Annotated in this window: 15 protein-coding genes and 4 pseudogenes; 5 read left to right on the forward strand and 14 right to left on the reverse strand. The window is 44.9% G+C overall.

Annotated elements, in window-relative coordinates:
* Positions 1-6 precede the first annotated feature (6 nt).
* The 3 genes and pseudogenes from RS881_RS41085 to RS881_RS41100 form a co-directional block, all read right to left on the reverse strand.
* Complete coding sequence (locus RS881_RS41085) at positions 7-783, reverse strand: FAD-binding protein (RefSeq protein ID WP_315816087.1); 777 nt, start codon at positions 781-783, stop codon at positions 7-9.
* Positions 761-1,980 (reverse strand): annotated as a pseudogene (gene sdhA / locus RS881_RS41090) (succinate dehydrogenase (quinone) flavoprotein subunit). Before sdhA ends, RS881_RS41085 begins: the two are co-directional and overlap by 23 nt.
* Positions 1,981-2,040: 60 nt before the next feature.
* Entirely contained in the window at positions 2,041-2,745 is a 705-nt protein-coding gene (locus RS881_RS41100) for a succinate dehydrogenase cytochrome b subunit (protein ID WP_315816090.1), read from the reverse strand.
* A 507-nt stretch (positions 2,746-3,252) separates the two neighbouring features.
* On the opposite strand from RS881_RS41100, the gene accD reads away from it, so the two are divergent.
* From accD to RS881_RS41125, 5 genes are all read left to right on the forward strand, one after another.
* On the forward strand, positions 3,253-3,996 hold the full coding sequence (accD, locus tag RS881_RS41105) for an acetyl-CoA carboxylase, carboxyltransferase subunit beta (protein ID WP_315824765.1): 744 nt from the start codon (positions 3,253-3,255) through the stop codon (positions 3,994-3,996).
* Positions 3,997-4,091: 95 nt separating this feature from the next.
* The gene (smpB, locus tag RS881_RS41110) at positions 4,092-4,526 is read left to right on the forward strand and encodes an SsrA-binding protein SmpB (protein ID WP_315816091.1); all 435 of its coding nucleotides are present in this window, start codon (positions 4,092-4,094) and stop codon (positions 4,524-4,526) included.
* Positions 4,527-4,567: 41 nt separating this feature from the next.
* On the forward strand, positions 4,568-4,813 hold the full coding sequence (locus RS881_RS41115; RefSeq protein WP_315816092.1) for a hypothetical protein: 246 nt from the start codon (positions 4,568-4,570) through the stop codon (positions 4,811-4,813).
* Positions 4,810-5,070, forward strand: a complete 261-nt coding sequence (locus tag RS881_RS41120) for a hypothetical protein (RefSeq protein ID WP_315816093.1) — start codon at positions 4,810-4,812, stop codon at positions 5,068-5,070. The genes RS881_RS41115 and RS881_RS41120 overlap by 4 nt, the downstream gene beginning before the upstream one ends.
* A 2-nt stretch (positions 5,071-5,072) precedes the next feature.
* Positions 5,073-5,543: a hypothetical protein gene (locus tag RS881_RS41125; RefSeq protein WP_315816094.1), complete on the forward strand. Its 471-nt coding sequence runs from the start codon at positions 5,073-5,075 to the stop codon at positions 5,541-5,543.
* Between the two features lie 72 nt (positions 5,544-5,615).
* On the opposite strand, the gene RS881_RS41130 is transcribed toward RS881_RS41125, so the two are convergent.
* From RS881_RS41130 to RS881_RS41175, 11 genes and pseudogenes are all read right to left on the reverse strand, one after another.
* Positions 5,616-5,828, reverse strand: a complete 213-nt coding sequence (locus RS881_RS41130; RefSeq protein WP_315816095.1) for a hypothetical protein — start codon at positions 5,826-5,828, stop codon at positions 5,616-5,618.
* A 314-nt stretch (positions 5,829-6,142) separates the two neighbouring features.
* Positions 6,143-6,325 (reverse strand): hypothetical protein, encoded by a 183-nt coding sequence (locus RS881_RS41135; protein WP_315816096.1) that lies wholly within the window; start codon positions 6,323-6,325, stop codon positions 6,143-6,145.
* 187 nt (positions 6,326-6,512) lie between these two features.
* Positions 6,513-7,121 carry a hypothetical protein gene (locus RS881_RS41140; protein ID WP_527250442.1) on the reverse strand — a complete coding sequence of 203 codons (609 nt, stop codon included), beginning with the start codon at positions 7,119-7,121 and terminating at the stop codon, positions 6,513-6,515.
* Positions 7,122-7,133: 12 nt separating this feature from the next.
* Positions 7,134-9,034: pseudogene (locus RS881_RS41145) on the reverse strand (DNA gyrase/topoisomerase IV subunit A); the annotation flags it as partial.
* 52 nt (positions 9,035-9,086) lie between these two features.
* Positions 9,087-9,443: a DUF3471 domain-containing protein gene (locus tag RS881_RS60615; protein WP_350340299.1), complete on the reverse strand. Its 357-nt coding sequence runs from the start codon at positions 9,441-9,443 to the stop codon at positions 9,087-9,089.
* A gap of 48 nt (positions 9,444-9,491) precedes the next feature.
* Positions 9,492-10,453 (reverse strand): annotated as a pseudogene (locus tag RS881_RS60620) (serine hydrolase domain-containing protein); the annotation flags it as partial.
* Complete coding sequence (locus RS881_RS61930) at positions 10,446-10,652, reverse strand: DUF3658 domain-containing protein (protein WP_315824767.1); 207 nt, start codon at positions 10,650-10,652, stop codon at positions 10,446-10,448. The pseudogene RS881_RS60620 and the gene RS881_RS61930, both read right to left, overlap by 8 nt.
* Before the next feature lie 311 nt (positions 10,653-10,963).
* Positions 10,964-11,200 (reverse strand): annotated as a pseudogene (locus RS881_RS61935) (DUF1835 domain-containing protein); the annotation flags it as partial.
* A gap of 92 nt (positions 11,201-11,292) precedes the next feature.
* Positions 11,293-11,598: a hypothetical protein gene (locus RS881_RS41170; RefSeq protein WP_315816100.1), complete on the reverse strand. Its 306-nt coding sequence runs from the start codon at positions 11,596-11,598 to the stop codon at positions 11,293-11,295.
* Positions 11,595-11,738, reverse strand: a complete 144-nt coding sequence (locus RS881_RS60630; protein WP_350340000.1) for a class I SAM-dependent methyltransferase — start codon at positions 11,736-11,738, stop codon at positions 11,595-11,597. Before RS881_RS60630 ends, RS881_RS41170 begins: the two co-directional genes overlap by 4 nt.
* Before the next feature lie 19 nt (positions 11,739-11,757).
* Positions 11,758-12,075, reverse strand: a complete 318-nt coding sequence (locus RS881_RS41175; protein WP_315816101.1) for an SAM-dependent methyltransferase — start codon at positions 12,073-12,075, stop codon at positions 11,758-11,760.
* Positions 12,076-12,090: the final 15 nt, after the last annotated feature.

A 12,090-nucleotide genomic window follows, 5' to 3' on the forward strand; every position in this document is an offset into this window, starting at 1 on the left:
GAAATTCTATTTATAAGAACGTTGACTTGGCTTAGCTACCTCAAATTCTAATTTCTCCTGGTGTAACTCCCATTGGCTATCCGCTTTATATTCCCAGGCAGCTACATACTGGAATTTACTGTCATCACGCATGGCTTCTCCTTCATCGGTTTGTGATTCTTCGCGGAAGTGACCACCACAACTCTCCCTGCGGTTCAGGGCATCTTTACACATCAGCTCACCCAGCTCAATAAAATCTGCTACCCGGTTGGCTTTGTCCAACTCGGGATTCATTTCATTGATGATGCCAGGTATACGTACATCACTCCAGAATTCCTTTTTCAGTTGTTGTATTTCTACAATGGCTTCCTGGAGTCCCTTCTCATTGCGTGCCATACCACATTTCTCCCACATGATCTTGCCGAGGCGTTTATGGAAACTCTCAACTGTTTGCTTTCCTTTAATGCCCATCAGTTTTTCGATGCGGCTCTGTACAGCCTTTTCAGTTTCTTCAAAAGCTGCATCAGTGGTTGGGATCGCTTTGGTACGGATCTCTTCGGCCAGGTAATTACCAATGGTATAAGGGATCACGAAATAACCATCGGCCAATCCCTGCATGAGGGCAGAAGCGCCGAGGCGGTTAGCACCATGATCACTGAAATTGGCTTCACCAAGACAATATAAACCAGGTACCGTGGTCATTAGTTCATAATCTACCCACAAGCCGCCCATGGTATAATGCACCGCGGGATAAATGCGCATCGGCACTTCGTAGGGATTTTCACCGGTAATCTTTTCGTACATATCGAAAAAGGTTACCATATTTCTCTTTCACAACGGCTACACCATGCTTGCGAATGGTTTCAGCATCGGGATTGTTGATGCCCAGCTTGCGGCATTCTATCTTTCCATAACGCTCAATAGCATCGGTATAATCCAGGTATACAGCCTGTTTGGAAGTACCTACACCATAACCTGCATCACAACGTTCTTTGGCGGCACGGGAGGCTACGTCGCGCGGAACCAGGTTACCAAAAGCAGGGTACCTTCTTTCAAGGTAATAATCTCTTTCTTCCTCTGCGATTTCATTGGGACGGCGGTTATCGCCTTTTTGTTTGGGCACCCAGATACGGCCATCATTACGCAAGCTTTCCGACATCAGGGTAAGCTTGGACTGGTGATCACCACTTACAGGTATGCAGGTGGGGTGGATCTGTGTATAACAGGGATTACCAAAATAAGCGCCTTTTACGTGGGCTTTCCAGGCAGCGGTCACATTACTACCCATGGCATTGGTCGACAGGTAGAAAACGTTGCCATAACCACCTGTACACAACAATACTGCATGACCAAAGTGGCGTTGCAGTTCACCGGTAATGAGGTCGCGGGCAATGATACCTCTTGCTTTACCATCGATCTTTACAATATCCAGCATTTCATGACGGGAATATTGTATCACATTACCCAGTGCTACCTGGCGCTCCAGGGCCTGGTAAGCGCCTATTAATAATTGCTGACCGGTTTGACCAGCCGCATAAAAAGTTCTTTGTACTTGTGTTCCACCAAAGGAGCGGTTGCTCAACAAACCACCATATTCGCGGGCAAAAGGAACCCCCTGTGCCACGCACTGGTCAATGATATTGGCGCTCACTTCGGCCAGCCGGTGCACATTGCCTTCGCGGGCGCGGTAATCACCCCCTTTACTGTATCATAAAATAAACGGAAAACAGAGTCGCCATCATTCTGATAGTTCTTGGCAGCATTGATACCACCCTGTGCAGCAATGGAGTGAGCCCTGCGGGGAGAATCCTGGAAACAGAAGGTTTTTACTTTATACCCCAGTTCACCCAAGGCAGCTGCTGCCGAAGCTCCAGCCAATCCTGTACCGATAATAATGATCTCCAGATTACGCTTATTGGCTGGGTTTACCAGCTTACAATGACCTTTATAATCTGTCCATTTGAGTTCTAAAGGACCGGCAGGAATTTTTGAATTCAACATATAACCAGTTTATGGTTTTTAATTTATCTGGAGCAGGTCTCCGGAATAATTTTTGTTTGCTTAGTTCTGTAAACCTACCCACTGAAAGTGCATGCTAATGGGCATCAGGGCGAATACCAGGGGTACCAGGATAGAAAATCCAATACCTACGCCATTAAGCAGGGCCAGGTAACGCTTATTGTAAACACCCAGGGTTCTGAAAGCACTCTGGAAACCATGTGCCAGGTGATAGGCCAGGGAAATACATCCCAGTATATACAAGACTACAATGAATGGGTTCTCAAAAACCTGCAACATTTTAATAAAAAGATCGTGGTGATTAACATCGTAGGAAGCTTCAGGTAAACCTGTAATACGGGAAGGCACCCAGAAATGAGAGATGTGCATGATCAGGAACAACAACAACAAGGTACCCAGCAACCCCATAGAGCGGCTGTACCATTTACTGCCTTTGTTGCCCATCTGCTTTTGATATCCTACGCCCCGGCGGCTGCGATTCTGAATTTCTACCATAAAACCCTGTACCACGTGCAGGATGATAAACGCAAACAGGCCAATTTCTGCGGCACGGATCACCCAACTTGAACCCATAAAATGAGCTGCCCGGTTAAACATTTCACCATCATCCGCAGGATCGAACAGGTCGGCAAATATGCAGGCATTGATCCCCGCATGCACCACCAGGAAGGTGATCAGAAAAATTCCTGTTAAGCTCATTACCAGTTTTTTGCCGATGGAGGACGTAAAGAAGGCAGACCATTTCATTGGTTAGTATTTATTATTCTTGGCAAGTCTCCCGATGATTGAATGTGATCATCTTGAGTCAAGTTGTTCTATTCGACTGATTTCGACGCAAAAATAACGCAGCAAGGTCAAATATCATATTTCGGTAAAAATTTCCTGATATATATACCATTCTTGGCAACATTTCGTTATACCATGTCGTGCTTACGCATTTATAATGTATTGAATACTCCTTCAGTGAAAATATGGCACACCATTCCTGCGTCATTTCATTGGTTATTTTGTTGAATCTTCTTTCACTTTATACTGTACTTCTTGCACTTATTCTAAAATTCTATCTTAGCCCCCTTAAAATCGACCTAATGAAGCAAGAAGAGGATTTTGAGGCCAATCTGGCAGGAGAAGAAGGGCAAAGTGAAGAAACGAAAAGCAGTTGGTTCAAAAGGATTAAGAAGGGGATTCTGACCAGTACCGCCGAAAAAGGAAACACCCGAAGGACTCTGGAGCAAATGCCCGGAATGCGGTTATATATGTACCGTGACCGAGCTCCGGGAAAATATTTTTGTGTGCCCCAAATGCAATTACCATCACCGCATAGGCAGTTCAGAGTATTTTGATGTCATTTATGATGAGGATCAATTTGAGATCTTGTATGAGAACATCCGTTCTAAAGATTTCCTCCATTTTACCGATCTGAAGTCTTACGACAAACGCCTGCAGGAAACCTGGGCCAAAACCGATATTACCGATTCTATCCGGGTGGCCCGGGGTAAGGTCAAATCTTTTGACCTGGTAATTGGGTGTATGGACTTTGAGTTCATTGGAGGTTCGCTGGGAAGTGTAATGGGCGAACGTATTTCACGCGCGGCCGACCTATGCCTGGAACACCGTATCCCGTTGATGATCATTTGTAAATCTGGCGGCGCACGTATGATGGAAAGTGCTTTTTCATTGATGCAGCTGGCCAAGGTATCGGGTAAGTTGTCACAACTAACTGATGCTGGCATTCCTTATATTTCTTTGTTGACCGACCCCTCCTTTGGAGGTATTTCTGCCTCTTTCGGTATGCTGGGCGATCTGAATATTGCCGAGCCAGGCGCCCTGATAGGGTTTGCCGGCCCCCGGGTAATCAAAGAAACCATCAAGAAAGACCTGCCTGAAGGTTTCCAGCGCAGCGAATTCCTGTTGGAACATGGCTTCCTTGATTTCATTGTACACCGCAAGGAGCTAAAGGATAAACTGGCTACCGTACTATCATTGTTTAAAAACTAAGAAAAGAATACAGAATATAGGAGACAGAATACAGAATGTTGCGATGCAGACTTCTGTATTCTGTCTCCTGTCTTCTAAATGCTTGTATTTCTCCCATGTCTATTAGCAACAAATCGGCCTATCATGAGTTTTTCATCGAAGACAAATACGATGCAGGCCTGGTATTGATGGGAACGGAAGTAAAATCACTCCGGGCTGGCCGGGCCAGCTTCAATGACAGCTATTGTTATTTTCAGAAAGGAGAACTGTGGATTAAAAGCCTCCATATTGCAGAATACTCCCATGGCATCGGCAATAACCACAACCCGGTAAGGGAGCGAAAGCTATTGCTACAAAAAAAGGAATTGCGTAAAATTGAGGCCAAGGTCAAAGAAAAGGGCTATACCATCGTGCCACTCAAGATATTCTTTAATGAGGGTGGACTGGCAAAAATGGAAATAGGCCTGGGCAAGGGTAAGAAACTGTACGATAAACGCGAAACCATTAAACAAAGGGACAATGACCGCGAAATGAAGCGTTATATGAAATAGGGAGATGGATTTGGCTTGATTTTTTCTCCTTAATTTCACATATGCTGAAAACTACCATCCTCCTGTTATCGTTATTGGCAGCCCAATACCTGGGTGCCCAAACAGTAACCGGCTCCTGGTTTGGCAAGGCCGATGTTGTAGACCAGGGCAATCAGAACAACTACCTCACCGAATTAATTCTCAAACAAAAAGGCGACGAAGTAGAGGGTATCTTCGGTTATTACTTCAAGGACAGTTATCAGAGTTTTTTGTACGCGGCAGCTACAACAAATCTACCCGGGAAGTGATCATTCCAGGTTTATCCATGTTCCATTACAGCTCCAATACCCGCAATGGTATTGAATGCCCCATGGGCTTTTATGGCAAACTAATGGTAAGCCAGGCCAAAAGTACCTTGAGTGGTTCGTTTATTACTGAACCTAAGTACAAATATACCTGCCCCGAATTACGTACCAGTTTTACGTTGGATAATGCCAACCAGGATAGTCTGCTGAACAATATGGTTACTGGCAAAAGATCTGGCAGCCCCAGCAGGAAGATGTGATTGTGACCAACTCGCCAGCAAGCGAAAAACCGGTAGCCTCCATTGCAGTGCTGACGCCAGATTCGCTGGTATTAAAGCCAACCAAATTAGAGGAAGCGGTGACGGCTAAACTGGTAGAGAAATACGAAAGCAGGAAAAATATCTACCTCCAGGACCTGGAGATAGAAAGCGATTCCATTCGGATCAGTTTTTATGACAATGGAGATATTGATGGGGACACGATCAGTGTATTACTCAATAAAACGCCCATTATCCTGAAACAGGAGTTGAGCTCCCGCGCACTCACTATCTATATTGCTATGGACGATAAACGACCCGTTAGCGAAATAGGTATGTTTGCCGAAAACCTGGGTAAATATCCGCCCAATACGGCCCTGATGGTCATCACCGACGGCATTCACCGGTATGATATGTACCTCTCCAGCAGCCTTACCCAAAATGCCCTGGTGCGATTGCGAAAAAGAAAAAAATAGCTCATTCAATAAATTAAAAGGGTGGTTCACTTATAAGAAGTAAACCACCCTTTTTAATTACGAATGCAGTTGTTATTTGATAGAATAATCGATCAGGTTCGATTCCGTCTTTATACCACCGCCCCAGGTGAGGTCGCCTTCTGTATCGATCTTGATAATACCGATGTTTTTAGCAATATAGTAATCATAGGTAGCAAATGTGAGCACCCCCAAGCCAGGTATATCATACTGTAGTTCAATCTGTGTATGCGTCACGTCTTTGTAGGATTTGCCTTCCACTGTCATCGTAATACCTTTTTCCAGTATTTCGCCGGGAGTAAATGCTTTAAAGCCATTGCCCGTTCCTCCTTCATGATCCCAGGTATACCCAACAGATGCCGTATCATTCAGGTACAGGAAAGATACATCCAGCAGTGCACCTGTATTGGGTGAAACAGCTTTTATAAAAGTGTAGTAATTATGGTCTTTAATACCATAAAAGCCTTCAGATGTACCTGGCGTAGTGGTACTGGTGCCATTGAATACGGTACAGGGAATGCCGCTTACCGTACGTGACTGTCCCGTGCTGGTAATGGTTGTTTCGCCCGGAAAAGCACCCGTTAGTTTGTATTTCCAGTAACTGCCCTTTGAAAAATACTGGTAGGTACCGGGGCTGACGAGCCGCCACCACCTGTGCCTGGTCCGTTGCCGGTGCCTGTGCCATTGGTTTCCGTACTGATCTCTTTGCCGCAGCTGGTGGCCAACAGGGCTATCACCAGTAAAGAACCTACTATCCTTTTCATGCTTTGGGAGGGTTGAGGGTAAATATAGTTAAAGGGTTTGGGCCCGAAACTACTAAAAATTAACGCATAGGCATGCGCTATATTGTCCACTACTTAAAAGCAATGGGTTACCTGTCCGGAACAGATAACCCACTGTTATAATATGACAGGCTGCAGAAGCTGTTGATTGCCTCCTTACCCAATTGATCTAAAATAACTCAGGTTGATCATTCTCAGTTTCCTTGATCTCCTTCATGGCCCATTCAAACTCGGTGCTCTTCGTAAAGTCGGTCAGTTTATTACCTACCGCTTTCCAGCCCATTACTTCCACAAACCCATGGATCTTGACCTTTTGTGTACGTGCCTGTGTGCCGCGGCCCGATTTGATCATTACAATAGGTTCAGGATGGGTAGTTACCGAATCCAGGTAATTGCCATCTCCTTCTTTAATAAACATGAACTTGTTGTTCAAGGTAGTCGTTTCAATTTTGAAACGCTTGATATTGAACTGCTGTTTATCATTGTCCAGGTAAATAGCGGTAACTACTTTTTCAGGATTGAATTTCTCGATCTCTACCACTTGCTCTACATCAAACTTCTTGGTCAATTCCTGATCGGTTATTTGATAGGTACCATCGTGGTACATCACCAGCAACCGGTCTTCCGGTTGGAAGCTGCCCAGGTATTCGCCTTTGGCTTCTGTGGTCAAGCGGCCAAACTGGTCATCAAACCACAGTTTACGGCCACCCAGGGTAGAACGGCCCGCTTCTTTGAACTTAACGCTCTTGATGGGGTATTTCGTCACCTGGTTGCCCATGCTGGTCCGGTTCTTGATCTCCAGCTCTTCAAAGGCAAAATCAAGTTCCTTATTACGGGCCGAGCTGTTGGGATTAAGTACAATCTTCACGATCTCGGCTTCACCATTGGAATTGGCCGTGAAATAATGGACTTTACTTTTTCATCACCCTTGGTAAGGTCATATTCTTTATCGCGCGTAATACCAGTTACATTGAAGCGTTTGGCATAACTGATACCTGTTTTGCTATCTACATAGATCATATTGTAGGTAGTACGCTCATCGTTTTTCTGAAACAACGCTACATGGATAATATCCTTACCAATAAACGCCTTATCCGATACCTTCACGATCTTCATCTTGCCGGTTTTGGTAAAGGCAATGATATCATCCAGGGCCGAACAATCGGCAATGAACTCATCTTTCTTTAAACCGGTGCCAATAAAACCATCTGCCCTGTTTACGTAGATCTTGATATTGGCAATGGCCACCTGCTTGGCCTGAATGGCTTCAAACAACTTGATCTCAGTTTTACGTTCCCTGCCCTTACCGTATTTGCTTTGCAGGTTTTCATAATAGGCCACCGTAAAATCAACCAGGTTATTGAGGTCACTCTTTACCTGTTTGATCTCTTTTTCAAGTCCCTTGATCTGGTCATTCAACTCATCAATATCCAGCTTATAGATACGGCGTACCGGCTTTTCCGTCAGCTTCACAATATCTTCGCGCGTAATATCGCGCTTCAGTTGCTTTCTGAAGGGTTCAAAAGCCTTGGCAATCGCCAGCAATACCTTATCCCAGGTCTCATGTTTCTTTTCCAGCTCTTTATAGATCTTTTCTTCAAAGAAGATCTTTTCCAGAGAGGTATAATGCCATTTCTCCTGCAGTTCGCCCAATTTGATCTCCAGCTCACGTTTCAGCAGATCCTTGGTTTTATCTACCGACAAACGCAGCAGGTCGTATACGCTCAGGAACTGCGGTTTGTGGTCTACGATCACGCAGGCATTGGGAGAAATGCTCACTTCACAATCTGTAAATGCGTAGAGGGCATCAATGGTGATATCCGGCGAAATACCGGGCGCCAGGTCTACCTGTACCTCTACTTCTGCAGCTGTATTATCAGTTACTTTTTTGATCTTGATCTTGCCCTGGTCGTTGGCCTTTACAATAGAGTCCATCAACTGAGCCGTAGTAACGCCATAGGGTACATCTTTGATCACCAATGTCTTCTTATCCAATTCCTCAATATGAGCGCGCACCCTCACTTTACCACCCCGTTTGCCTTCGTTGTAATTGGTGGCATCCATCATACCACCCGTTTGGAAATCGGGTATCAATTCAAACTTCTTGCCCCGCAGGTATTTAATGGCTGCTTCGATCAACTCATTGAAATTGTGTGGTAATATTTTAGTAGCCAGTCCCACCGCAATTCCCTCGGCACCCTGTGCCAGCAATAGAGGAAACTTCATGGGCAATGTTACCGGCTCATTTTTACGACCATCATAGCTCAATGCCCACTCGGTAGTCTTGGCATTAAAAGCCACTTCCAGGGCAAACTTGCTAAGGCGAGCCTCAATATACCTGGCCGCCGCCGCATCATCGCCGGTACGCACATCACCCCAGTTACCCTGAGTATCGATCAGCAGGTCTTTCTGCCCCATATTCACCAGTGCATCACCTATACTGGCATCACCATGGGGATGGTATTGCATGGCCTGGCCGATGATATTGGCCACTTTATTGTAACGGCCATCATCCATTTCTTTCATGGCGTGCAGGATACGCCGTTGTACTGGTTTCAACCCATCTTCCACCGCAGGTACTGCCCTTTCCAGGATCACATAAGATGCATAGTCCAGGAACCAGGTTTTGTATTGGCCCGTTAACCCAGTGTCAAGATTAAATGCCTGCTCGTTTATTTTTGATTTTGCCATAGATATTCTTTAGAAGGATACAAAAGCCTTAATACGGCATTCCCATCCTTATTTATTTTATTCTTTTAGCAGTTATCGTTGCTCCCTGCGTCCAAATCATCGTATTCACCTTGCCTTCCGCATCTTTTACAAACTCGGCACTGGCATCCACCACTTTCAGGAAGAGCTTATTGTCTGTTTCTGCAAACATGTCAAACTCCGGTTGCCCGGTTGCTACTCCTTTCAAAGTCCCATTCACTACACGCACCGTAATGGTAAACCCTGGCTTCAATTCATATTCACCTGCATATTGTTGCAGAATAGCCGAATCTACTTTAATGGCCACTTTCTCCCTGGGTATTTGATAAGGCCGGTTGTATAAAATAGCCAGGATACCTTCATTGATAGCCCCCAACGCTCCGGTATTCATATTGGCCAATAATACTACACAAACATCATCAGCTGGAATGCGTGCAAAGTTGGTATTGAAACCAAAGATACCACCCCCATGCTGCACGATCCGCTTACCAAATATTGAATCTATTGTCCAGCCATAGCCATAATTCCGCTTATAGGGTGTATAGGCATTTTCAAGAGAGCTGGCTTTAATGATCGTATTTTTCAATAATCCTTTATGCCATTCCCACAGATCATTGACGGTTGAATAAATGGCGCCTGCTGCATAAGACACGGAAGAGTCAACAATGCCAGCCGGCACCTTCACATTTTCCCGGTAGATATTGTAGCCGGTCGCTTTATTTGCATCTGTGAGGTGGGTAAAATCAAAGCCGCTGTGCATCATGCCCAATGGTTTGAAAATACGTTCCCGCACTACCTGCTCATAAGGCTGGCCGGTTACTTTTTCAATAATATAACCCAACAGGGAATAACCTGAGTTACTATAGTTCCATTGTGTACCGGGGCTAAAATCCAGCGGCTTGTCTTTAATCAAGGCGATGATCTTTTCCTGGGTAGCGGGTTTAACCGCCTCGCTGGCCATAAACTTACCATCGTTGGTATAATTGAAAATACCCGAGGTATGGGTCAGCAGGTGCTCAATAGTTATGGTATCGGCCCCGGAAGTCCCGGATAATACTTCGCCAGTTTATCATGCACCGACAATTTCTTCTGTTCCTGCAGTTGCTGGATAATGGTAGCAGTAAATTGTTTGGTAACAGACCCCAGTTGATAGATGGTATTTACATCATTCCAGGTACTGTCTTTAACACTTTTAAAGCCATATCCTTTGCTGAATACCACTTGTCCTCTATTGATCACCAGTATTGTTCCATTGAACTTGTATTGGCGCGCATAAGCGGTAACCAGTTCATTGATGCGGTCGGCATCGGTTTGGACGGAGGTGGTATGGCTGCTGCAGGCCAACTGCAGTATTACCAATAAGGTCAGCCAGAAGTTTTGTCTCATGATATGATTAGGCATTGGTTGTTTCTGCTCCCTGCACAACTTTATTCTTGACTTCAAACTCCTTCATGTTCTTTACTTCGCCTTGTACATCAAATTCACCAGCCGCCAACAAGGTCTTGATGCGCCAGAGGATGTACGCATCGCCGGTGGTTTGTTTATTCTTATGCAGGAATTGGTGAATGATCCTGGAAGCCTTCTGCCAATCGTTGGTAATATATTTTTCAGGTCAGCATCATAGTAGGCATAGTCCTGCTGTGATAGCTTTTTACCCCCTTCCAGTAAGCGTACACCTTTATCTTCCAGTGTCAATTTGGTCCATTCATCGGGATCAACTTCAAACTCACTAAGCGTAATGGGGCGGGCCAGTTTTTTTGCTTTCAGGAATTCCTTCGGCGGAATCACATGGAGCCATTCGGGATAAAAGATCAGCCCTTTTTCATTGATGAAAGGCAGATTATTCAGGTACAGGATATACAACCTTCCCTGAAAATCCTTCAACTGGCTCATGAGCCAATAATAGCCACTTACATCATGTTTATTCTGGGCGGCCCAGATCCAAACCAGTTCAGTGGGTTCGTTTTGTAAACGTTCCACCAACTCAGCCACTACCCTATTGTCGTCAACTTCCTGAGCTTCTACTTTGCCGTCATAATCCCCACCGGCCAAAATATCACGCCACCATTGCTTGCGGGCTTCTATACCTTCGGTGGTATAAATACCAGTTAATGGCCCCACTGCATAATCGTCTTTTATCTGAATCACATCTCCTTGCAGGGTTTCATCCAGCTCAATGGCTTTTTCAGTACATCAACATCAGCTTCATTAAAAACTATATGGATCATTACTTGAATTTTCTATTCAGGTGTTATGAGATAATATACACAGGTGGTTACGAAATTGCGAAACCAGGGAATATGCCTGAAAATGCCCAATTGCTTCCGGGCCTTCCATCCAAATTTATACTCATAGATCGGATTAATCAGGTAATGCCTGCTTAAACTTATCTTATATCCCGTTTTTTTAGCAATTCGTTCAAATTGTTCGATGGAAATACGGGTATCCCTTATTTCCAGTAGATCCCCTACGGGCTCATTATTCCGTTTTAGAATATAGGCGTACAAGCTGCGTGGCAGCAGGTGGTACCAGGGCAGCTTACTCAACCATTTTCCTTTGCAGATCTGCTGGTGGCCTCCGAATGGCATTTGCCAGGGTGGAAAACCAAAAAGATACAACCGCCGGGGTTCAGCAGCCCTTTCATTGCAGCAATCAGCTTGGGCTGATCATGAATATGCTCAATCACATCTTTCAGGACAATGACATCAAACTTCCCCCAATTCGCGTTCTACATCTACCTTATAAATGTCTTTGTCGATATAAGTTACTTTCCCGGCATCCAGGAACTCTTTTGTCCATTCCCTGGCATGAACCAGGCGCGGTGAATCCAATTCCACCCCTACGCCGATACATCCTTTTTGCAGGAAGGCCATCAATACCCCCGCTTCACCACAACCTATTTCCAGTATGCGTTGCCCTGGTTTAATAGGAAACTTTTCTTCAATAAACGGAATTACAAAACGTTCAGCATTATCGCGCTGGATATCAAAGTATCGTTTCCGGTCGGCATGAAATTCAAACATGGTTAATCTTTCTTT

Origin of the sequence: Paraflavitalea speifideaquila (genome assembly GCF_032395985.1) — a bacterium.
In the GTDB taxonomy this organism is placed as follows: Bacteria; Bacteroidota; Bacteroidia; order Chitinophagales; family Chitinophagaceae; genus Paraflavitalea; species Paraflavitalea speifideaquila.

Coding starts and splice junctions, on each gene's coding strand:
- RS881_RS41130 (WP_315816095.1), bottom strand. CDS start 5,828: ATGACAGTGGAAGGCAAATCCTACAAAGACGTGACGCATACACAGATT.
- RS881_RS41085 (WP_315816087.1), bottom strand. CDS start 783: ATGTACGAAAAGATTACCGGTGAAAATCCCTACGAAGTGCCGATGCGC.
- RS881_RS41100 (WP_315816090.1), bottom strand. CDS start 2,745: ATGAAATGGTCTGCCTTCTTTACGTCCTCCATCGGCAAAAAACTGGTA.
- RS881_RS41135 (WP_315816096.1), bottom strand. CDS start 6,325: ATGAAAAGGATAGTAGGTTCTTTACTGGTGATAGCCCTGTTGGCCACC.
- RS881_RS41175 (WP_315816101.1), bottom strand. CDS start 12,075: ATGTTTGAATTTCATGCCGACCGGAAACGATACTTTGATATCCAGCGC.
- smpB (WP_315816091.1), top strand. CDS start 4,092: ATGTCTATTAGCAACAAATCGGCCTATCATGAGTTTTTCATCGAAGAC.
- RS881_RS41115 (WP_315816092.1), top strand. CDS start 4,568: ATGCTGAAAACTACCATCCTCCTGTTATCGTTATTGGCAGCCCAATAC.
- RS881_RS60615 (WP_350340299.1), bottom strand. CDS start 9,443: ATGAATACCGGAGCGTTGGGGGCTATCAATGAAGGTATCCTGGCTATT.
- RS881_RS41140 (WP_527250442.1), bottom strand. CDS start 7,121: ATGGGCAACCAGGTGACGAAATACCCCATCAAGAGCGTTAAGTTCAAA.